The 8,166-nt window shown below is 50.1% G+C and carries 6 protein-coding genes and 1 riboswitch; of the genes, 1 reads left to right on the top strand and 5 read right to left on the bottom strand.

The window, feature by feature from the left end:
* Positions 1 to 171: 171 nt before the first annotated feature.
* Positions 172 to 1,482, bottom strand: coding sequence for a phosphomethylpyrimidine synthase ThiC (gene thiC / locus B2U90_RS06960; protein ID WP_059075905.1), 1,311 nt, complete (start codon positions 1,480 to 1,482; stop codon positions 172 to 174).
* A 66-nt stretch (positions 1,483 to 1,548) separates the two neighbouring features.
* A riboswitch (TPP riboswitch) is annotated at positions 1,549 to 1,636 on the bottom strand.
* Between the two features lie 236 nt (positions 1,637 to 1,872).
* Here thiC and B2U90_RS06955 point away from each other — a divergent pair.
* Positions 1,873 to 2,595, top strand: a complete 723-nt coding sequence (locus B2U90_RS06955) for an SIMPL domain-containing protein (protein ID WP_059075904.1) — start codon at positions 1,873 to 1,875, stop codon at positions 2,593 to 2,595.
* Positions 2,596 to 2,801: 206 nt separating this feature from the next.
* Here B2U90_RS06955 and B2U90_RS06950 read toward each other — a convergent pair whose 3' ends face one another.
* From B2U90_RS06950 to B2U90_RS06935, 4 genes are read right to left on the bottom strand one after another with little or no spacing between them, the layout of a single operon-like run.
* Entirely contained in the window at positions 2,802 to 4,079 is a 1,278-nt protein-coding gene (locus tag B2U90_RS06950; RefSeq protein ID WP_292017467.1) for a lipase family protein, read from the bottom strand.
* A 15-nt stretch (positions 4,080 to 4,094) separates the two neighbouring features.
* The gene (locus B2U90_RS06945) at positions 4,095 to 5,531 is read right to left on the bottom strand and encodes an Rne/Rng family ribonuclease (RefSeq protein WP_075581100.1); all 1,437 of its coding nucleotides are present in this window, start codon (positions 5,529 to 5,531) and stop codon (positions 4,095 to 4,097) included.
* A gap of 51 nt (positions 5,532 to 5,582) precedes the next feature.
* Positions 5,583 to 6,293, bottom strand: a complete 711-nt coding sequence (locus B2U90_RS06940; protein WP_292017466.1) for a TIGR03936 family radical SAM-associated protein — start codon at positions 6,291 to 6,293, stop codon at positions 5,583 to 5,585.
* Positions 6,268 to 8,157, bottom strand: a complete 1,890-nt coding sequence (locus B2U90_RS06935; RefSeq protein WP_292017465.1) for a TIGR03960 family B12-binding radical SAM protein — start codon at positions 8,155 to 8,157, stop codon at positions 6,268 to 6,270. Before B2U90_RS06935 ends, B2U90_RS06940 begins: the two co-directional genes overlap by 26 nt.
* Positions 8,158 to 8,166 lie beyond the last annotated feature (9 nt).

Below are 8,166 nucleotides of genomic sequence, written 5' to 3'. Positions count from 1 at the left end.
AGAGGTGGAGGACTTCTGGCGGATTAGGTTAAATAATATACAAAATGCACCATTCATGATACATCAAACTTTCCCTATCATACTCTAAGGAAAACGGGACTGCCTGTGCTGGTACAAACCTTCACAGGCAATCCCGTTTTCTTTATCTATGAGAAATACTATCTGCTGCTATCAGCATTCATCGAGAAGAGATACGTCTTCTCCGGCCAGGATTTTCTTCATCGTCCGTGCCGGGCACATACGGCCGCACATGGAGCAAGTTCCTTCACATTCTGGTTTGCTCGATTCATAATATTTTCTGGCTTTGACCGGGTCAATGGCCAGGGAAATCATCTTTTCGAAGTCAACATCGACACGGGCCTTGCTCATGGCGTCGTCCCATTCCTGAGCACCCGGGATACCTTTAGCAAGATCTGCCGCATGAGCAGCCAGACGGGTAGCGATGATCCCTTCCTTGACGTCTTCTACGGACGGCAGGCGCAGATGTTCAGCCGGTGTGACATAGCAGAGGAAGTCAGCGCCGCAGGAACCAGCAATGGCACCGCCGATGGCACTGGTAATGTGGTCATAGCCCGGCGCGATATCGGTAACCAATGGCCCCAATACATAGAAAGGCGCTTCGTGACAGAGCCGCTTTTCAATCTTCATATTGGCAGCGATTTCTGTGAGAACCATGTGGCCCGGGCCTTCGATCATGACCTGTACGTTGTGGTCCCAGGCGCGTTTGGTCAGTTCGCCGAGCGTAATCAGTTCTTCAATCTGAGCGGCATCGGTCGAATCGTGTGTACAGCCAGGACGGCAGGCATCGCCCAGGCTCAGGGTAACGTCATATTTTTCACAGATGTCGAGGAGACGATCGTAATATTCATAGAACGGATTTTCTTTCTTATTCATTTCCATCCAGGCAAAGAGCAGTGAACCGCCACGGGAAACGACGTTCGTCAGACGCGGATTGCGTTTAATCCGTTCTGCTGTTTTCTGGTTCATGCCACAGTGGATAGTCATGAAATCTACACCATCTTCAGCATGTTGTTCGACGACTGAGAAAAATTCGTCGACCGTGATATCTTTCAGGTCTTTATCGAGCATACCGACGGCGTCGTACATCGGTACCGTACCGATCATAGCTGTAGACATGCCAACCAGTTTGCGACGGAAATCACGGGTCTTGCCGAAGTTGGACAAATCCATGATGGCTTCGGCTTTCATATCGATAGCACTCTGGACTTTCTGCAGTTCTTCTTCATGGTTATTATGTTCCGGCGATACACCGAGATTGACGTTGATTTTGGTGCGGCAGTTCTTGCCGATGCCTTCCGGGCTGAGTGCCGTATGCAGTTTGTTAGCAGGGATAGCTACCTTGCCACTGGCAACGAGTTCCATCAGTTTTTCAACAGGCATCTGTTCCTTTTTAGCAACGATTTCCATTTGCGGCGTAACGATACCTTTACGTGCTGCATCCATCTGTGTGGTGTAGTTCATGACACATCCTCCTAAACATATCCAAAAATACATAACAAAAAAGCCCACCCCCGCAGGGTGAGCTATCATATCCGGTAACAGCTTCCCTACGTCGGCATTACCCGAATCAGGTTAAAGGGTCATTCTCAGCCTTGCGGCGCCCCTAGCTTTTTATTCTTCGCTTATTATAGTACACCCTGTTCATAATTACAAGTCATATTTTTATGCAGACCAGTAAATCGCCGTGGCAGCAGAGAGGCTATGCAGGACGAATATCACAGTTTCTTCACAATTTGAAACTAATTGCTCTATATATCGTTTGTCGTATTTTCAGAAGAGACATTTTACTGTATAATATTCTTATCAGAAATCCAATATGAGGATACAATAAAGTAAGGAGGTACTCTACATATGAAATATCGTTTCTTAAAAGCTCTGACCCTGACAGTCCTGCTGGCAACAGCCAGCGCTGCTGCTCCTGCCGTTACAGAAGCAGCCGAACAGGCCCCATCAGTCATTAATGTGACGGGATACGCAGAACAACAGGTCGCCCCGGATACAGCCTACATCACCATTGGCATGGAAAGCACGGCCAGCAATGCCCAGAAAGCCCGCAGTGACAATAACCTGGTCATGAACCAGGTTGCCAATGCCGTCAAGGCTCTTGGGGTCACTAAGGATGATCTGAAGACGACAAACTTCAATATGACCCCGAATTATGATACGAATGGCAGGAAGATTGTCTCTTACACCGTGACAAACAATCTGCGCATCCGCGTTTCTGATTTTGATCTTATCCCGCGCATCATCGAAAAAGCAGGCCAGGCCGGTGCCAACCGCGTCATGGGAATGACGTTTACCAATGAGCACGCCGATACCATTAAAAACAACTTGATAAAGGAAGCAGTCCATAACGGCCGCAGTGCCGCTGAAGCTGCCGCTACGGCTGCAGGCGGACAGCTTGGAAAAGTAAAAGAAATCAATATCAGCGGCCGTACGCCATCTTATTCCAGCGTTTACGCCGGAGCTATGAATGCCCGCCTGATGAAAGCCGAATCGGCCGATATGGCACCGGTCGAAGCCGGTACAAACACGCTGAGTGAAACCGTCAGCATGACCTTCTATATCCAGTAAGAGACTATATAGTCTTCCTGATAGAGGCGGATCTATGCATCCCCTGACAGGGATATCCGTAAGAGGCGGCGACGAAATGAACCCAATCGTTCATTTCGTCGCCGCCTCTTTTCGTTTATGGAAAACACGGATGTCTCCATTCCAGCGCACAGGCATTTACATAACAGTTATAAATAGTAAATAACTGTTTTTAACTCTTTATAACTCTATATTTTTATCTGCTTCTGACAATATAGAACTGCCAAAATCGGAGTAAACAGGCTCGTATCGGTGGTGTACTCCTCTGCCGACAGGAATCGCCCCTGCTGATCGTATATATGCCGGGATACGCTGATGCGGTATGTATGTTCTTCTTCTTTCTGCTTTTGTACCGTAATATATTCCTGCATGATATACGGCTTGTGCAGCCGTGCTGCGGCCCGGCACGATTCAGCCATAGACTCGCCAAAGGCCGGTGAAAAAGCCGCTCCATTGATAGAACGATACAAGGTATGATGAATGACGGCCCGCATATACGGCATATCATCCTGGATATCTTCATCAAGGGTGAACACAGGCGGCGCCACGTATATATCAGAATGGACGACAGGGTGTCGTTCAATGAAAACCGGGCTGCCGGTCTGCTGTTCATACGCCCACAAACTATCATAATAGTTACGGAGTGCTGCATCGGCATAGACGATCATGCGATGGCGGAAATGATACGAATCAGGACTGTCCTTCCAGACAATTTTCGTTCCAAACTGATCATACGGTGTATGCAGCGCCTGCAGGATATGCTGGACCGGATCTCCTTCTATGACAACGCGTTCCAGATTCATGGCCTGTCCATAGGCATCTGCAAAGGCCTGGTTTCCTACAGCAGGCGCACCAAAGGAGATAACGTGTATATCTCCCGGTGAATAACCACGATCTGCCATACGGGCACCGATGAGCGCGGCGGCAGCACCACCCAGGCTGTGACCCGTCACAAGCAGTTCAGCTTGCCTGTTGGCGATGAGGGAAGACAATGTATCTGCTACTTTTTTTCCCCCGAGATCCGCATCGAGGATTGTCCAGGCGTAGTCATCGAAGCCTTTGTGTACTGACGGGATTTCCCGTCCGGACTCCAGTCCGTCTTCCCGGTGAAAGGGAACTGAGTGGGTTCGCAAATCACTTTTGATATCTTTTTTGTCTACTGTTCCCGATATAGCCAGGATATAGCGGGCCGGGTGTTCTTCTACGGCTTTTTTGTGTAAGACGATAAATTCAACCTGTGAGGACTTATTGATACGGGTAACGCTCTCCAGCTGCCATCCTTCATCCCGGTATTCCGACTTTGCCAGTTGTCCCGGCTTATCGTCGTACGATGCCAGCGATGCCATAGCCGCTTCATACCGGACTTTAGACTGGAGATATGCGTTTTGCCCATCTGCCGCCAGCACACTGGAGCACATACCTGCAAAAAAAAGGCAGCTCGTCACTGCCTTTACGATTGGATTCATATGAGACGCCTCCTTTTATGGATGCCACGATAAGATAGAAAAGACTTCCCGGTTCGGATGATCGGACACTTCGAAGTGGAGGGTCCGCGATAATTCTTGTTCCAGTCTTTCCCGCCGTTTCCGTTCCTTCAGAAAATCCACCACGTCCTGGTGGGCACTAATCAGGAAATCTCCTTTTACGTGACGCACCTGTACCATATGGCGAAGGCGCCGGATAATCTGGATAGCTACCGTTTCAGGAGAATAGAGATATCCCGAACCGCCGCAGACGTTACACGGACTGAACTGGACCTGATGAAGTCCCTGGCGTGATTTCTTCCGCGTAATTTCTACCAGATTCAATGCGGTCATGCCCATGACATGGGTTTTGGTACAATCCTGGGCGGTTTCCCGTTCGAGGATGTCCAGGATTTCCTTTCTCCGGTTCGACTGGGCCATATCGATGAAATCAATGATGATGATGCCTCCAATATCACGGAGACGCAGCTGGCGCGCAATTTCCACGGCAGCCTCTTTATTGACGTGAAAAATCGTATCCTGAAGAGTGCTGCTCCCCGTATACCGGCTGCTGTTGACATCAATGACAGTCAATGCTTCGGTCCTGTCAAATATGAGATTGCCGCCGGAAGGAAGAGGCACTTCCCGGGCCATCAGGCAGCGGAGTTGTTCTTCCAGATGGTACAATTCAAATACGGGCTCATCACCCTGATACAGACTGACCCGTTGTCTCCAGCCATCATCGGGCAGGACCTGACATATTCTGTCATAGGCTTCTTTGTCATCGACAATGATTTTTTTTACATCATCCGTACAATAGTCACGGATTGTCCTCATGACCAGGTCGGCTTCGCGGTACAGCAATTTGGGCTTGCGTGCCAGTTCGTACCGGCGCAGTACGCTTTGCCACGTATGCAGGAGATACGTAATATCCGCCGTGAGGTCCTTTTCTGCTATATCTCTGGCGACGGTCCGGATAATGATGCCCATGCCTTCCGGTTTCAACTGGCTGGCTATGGCACGCAGGCGGTCCCGTTCCTTTTCATCGCGGATTTTCTTGGAAACGCCGATATAATCCACTGTCGGCATCAGCACGGCATAGCGGCCGGCCAGGCTGATATTGGCCGTCACTTTCGGGCCCTTGCTACCCTGTTCTTCCTTTACGACCTGGACGAGAACACTCTGACCGACAGAAATGCGGGTCTGCTGGATCTGTTCCTTCGTCGCTGCCCGCGGGAATAGGTCGCCAAGGAAGAGAAAGGCATTTTTCCTGCGTCCTATATTGACAAAGGCGGCCTGCATAGCCGGCAGGATATTCTGTATCGTCCCTCTGTATATATGATTGACAATGTGATTTTCATCATTCCGCTCTACGGAAAAGTCACGCAGCATCCCTTCTTCCAGAATGGCTATCCTCGTTTCCTCCGGCATGATATTGCCAATAATTGTCTTCATCCGTCTTCACCTGCCTTTGCAATGACGCTGCCTTCCGTCTTTTACTATATGCTATACACCATCAAACAGCGAATAATTCGTTCCATTTTTGCGGACATAGATGCCTCGCCGCCAGGCCAGAACGAGATCTGCCTGTACAGGCAGATCGAACTGTGCCATCAGCACGTCCCATAACTGCTGCGGCTTGATAGCCCCGTCTTCCGTCTCCAGAATTCCCGCACGAAGGCAGATGCCATCCTTTTCTACTATGCCAGACACCGGTTCGACGATATGGTTTTTCACGGCTATAAGGCGTACTTTGTGGCCTTTCTTGACTGATACCTTTTCATAGGTCACATCGGACGCTTCATTGAATGCCTGGAGAATACCGTCCAGTTCATCCTGACTTACCGGGCGCGCAGCGGGTCCTTTGATATCATACACGGCATAGTTGGCAACTGCCATGAGTTTGGGAGCTTTGGCATCGATGTACTTTCCGTCCCGGACGGAAAAACCGTCGGGCGAAGCAGCGTTCATCCGTTCTATGACATCGGTGACGGGTACGGGTTCTGCCAGTTCCATATCGAGGTATTCCACATCGGCACCGACGCCGACACCCAGAGCCGAAGCAAAGCTCAGTTTCATATGGGGGTTGAACCCTTCGGAATACAAAACAGGCAGTCCGGCACGGATGATGATGTAGCGCACACAGCGGGCAAAATCCAAATGAGAAAGAAATTGCAGTGCCCCTTCTTTTTTAACAGCTAAACGTAATCTTTCCATGGCTGTCTCCTTCCTTATAGTCTTTGACATGGACACCGAGCGAAGGACAGACGCCACAGCCAGTACAGCTCAGATGGCGGCAGTCATGAGTCAGGCTGCCTTCGACAGCTTTCTGCCATTCTTTCTTGAGAAAGGCTTTACCCGCCCCATCGGAGAGATGATCCCAGGGAAGTGGTTCTTCCGTAGACCGCGTACGGGCGGCATAATAATCGGGATCGATGCCGGCATTCTTAAAGGCCTGCATCCATTTATCATAGTCAAACAATTCTGTCCAGCCATCAAATTTACAGCCCAGTTTCCACGCTTCATAGAGCACGCGGCCCATGCGGCGGTCTCCCCGGGCAAAGGTGGCTTCCATACGGCCCGTTTTGGCATCATGGTAGTGATAGGATATATGTTTGTCCCGGATCAGCCCTTTGAGATATTGCTGACGGCGCTGGATTTCTTCAACCGGCAGCTGGCCATACCACTGGAAGGCCGTATGTGATTTGGGTACAAAACTGGATACGGAAACGGTCACTTTCCCATTATTTTTATGGGTAATCTGGCGGTATAGATTCAATACTTTATAGGCCAGGTCGGCAATGCCGGCCAGGTCTTCATCGGTTTCCGTAGGAAGGCCCATCATGAAATATAACTTGACTGTAGACCAGCCATTCTTAAACGCATTTTCGCAGGCCTGCATGAGGTTTTCTTCAGTGACGCCTTTATTGATGACATCGCGCAGCCGCTGCGTCCCCGCTTCCGGGGCCAGTGTCAGGCCGCTTTTACGGACCTGCTGTACCTTTTTGGCAATATCGATGGAAAAACTGTCAATACGCAAAGATGGCAGGCTGACACTGACTTTCTGGTCTTTGAAGGCATCCAGCAGTTGATCCACCAGTTCAGGAAGACAGGAATAATCCGCTGAACTCAGACTCATAAGGGATATTTCGTTGTATCCGGAATTTTTTATAATATCCTTCGCCAGTTGCACCAGCCGCTGCGGCGATTTTTCCCGCACCGGGCGATAGAGCATCCCGGCCTGGCAGAAGCGGCAGCCACGGCTGCAGCCACGGAACAATTCCAGTACGGCCCGGTTATGGACGATGTCGATATTGGGCACGATAGGTTTCGTCGGAAAATACACATGTTCCACATCCGATACGACACACTTCTCAATCTGGGCCGGAACGCCTTCTTCCACGACCGTAAGTCCCTGATACTGGCCGTCACTACCATACGTCGGTTCATAAAAGGCGGGAACATAATTTCCCTGCTGGCCGGCCAGCTGCTTCAACAGTCCCTTCTTGCCACCCGGTTTTCCTGCTTCTTTCCAGGCGATGATCGTATCGGCCAGAAGCTGTACCGATTCCTCCGATTCGCCCAGACAGAACAAGTCAATATAATCAGCCAGTGGTTCGGCATTATAGGCACAAGGGCCTCCGGCAACGACGAGAGGCATGTCTTCTCCCCGGTCCCGGGAAAACAGTGGGATTCCTGCCAGATCCATCATATTGAGGATATTAGTAAAGCTCATTTCATATTGCAGTGTAAATCCTACGAAGTCAAAATCAATGACCGGCGTCTTCGTTTCCAGTGAAAAAAGCGGATATCCTTTACTGCGCATGAGCTCTTCCATATCCGGCCAGGGGGCATAGACCCGTTCAGCCGCCACGTCCTGCCGTTCGTTGAGCAGGGCATAGAGGATGCGCAGTCCCAGATGGCTCATAGCCACTTCATACACATCGGGGAAACAATAGGCTACCGTCAGTTTGACGTCTTCATGATTTTTTACGACACTATTCCATTCTCCTCCCACGTAGCGGGCGGGTTTACTGACTTTGCTCAGCAGGACAGGATCGATTACAACAGTTCGTGACAAAGAGAAACC

Origin of the sequence: Megasphaera sp. UBA4233 (assembly GCF_002395615.1) — a bacterium.
Taxonomy (GTDB): Bacteria; Bacillota; Negativicutes; order Veillonellales; family Megasphaeraceae; genus Megasphaera; species Megasphaera hexanoica.
This window is presented reverse-complemented; position numbering and strand designations above follow the sequence as displayed.

Bases quoted from the DNA above. Each gene is read 5' to 3' on its own strand.
- B2U90_RS06940 (WP_292017466.1), bottom strand. From the start codon at position 6,293: ATGGAAAGATTACGTTTAGCTGTTAAAAAAGAAGGGGCACTGCAATTT.
- B2U90_RS06945 (WP_075581100.1), bottom strand. From the start codon at position 5,531: ATGAAGACAATTATTGGCAATATCATGCCGGAGGAAACGAGGATAGCC.
- B2U90_RS06950 (WP_292017467.1), bottom strand. From the start codon at position 4,079: ATGAATCCAATCGTAAAGGCAGTGACGAGCTGCCTTTTTTTTGCAGGT.
- thiC (WP_059075905.1), bottom strand. From the start codon at position 1,482: ATGAACTACACCACACAGATGGATGCAGCACGTAAAGGTATCGTTACG.
- B2U90_RS06955 (WP_059075904.1), top strand. From the start codon at position 1,873: ATGAAATATCGTTTCTTAAAAGCTCTGACCCTGACAGTCCTGCTGGCA.